The 518-nt window shown below is 62.4% G+C and carries 1 protein-coding gene; it reads right to left on the bottom strand.

The annotated features are described in order from the left end of the window. Window positions 1-518, bottom strand: a 518-nt coding sequence (locus ACTJLC_RS31840) for a hypothetical protein (protein ID WP_440846442.1), incomplete at both ends; no start/stop codon positions are given.

Raw genomic sequence — 518 nt, 5'->3', positions numbered from 1 at the left:
TCGACCAGCATCAGTTCGCTGTCCACGGGTCTGTCGACGACCGATAGCAATGTGGCCTCGCTCTCGACCTCGACCTCGACCTCGGCGAGTTCGCTGTCCACCGGCCTCAGCACGACCGACAGCAACGTGGCGTCGTTGTCCACGTCGACTTCGACCACGGCCAGTTCGCTGTCCACTGGTGTCAGTTCGCTTTCGACGGGCCTGAGCACGACGAACAGCAATGTGACCTCGCTGTCGACATCGGCATCGACGGGCATCAGTTCGCTGTCGACGGGACTCTCCACGACCGACAGCAACGTGGCGTCGTTGTCGACTTCGACATCGACGACGGCAAGCTCGCTGTCCACTGGCGTGAGTTCGCTCTCGACCGGCCTGTCCACGACGAACAGCAACGTGACTTCGCTGTCGACGTCGGCATCGACGGGCATCAGTTCGCTGTCCACGGGTCTTTCCACCACGGACAGCAACGTGGCGTCGTTGTCGACCTCGACCTCGACCACGGCGAGTTCGCTATCCAC

Origin of the sequence: Paraburkholderia sp. 22099 (assembly GCF_052045835.1) — a bacterium.
GTDB classification, from domain to species: Bacteria; Pseudomonadota; Gammaproteobacteria; order Burkholderiales; family Burkholderiaceae; genus Paraburkholderia; species Paraburkholderia terricola.
This window is presented reverse-complemented; position numbering and strand designations above follow the sequence as displayed.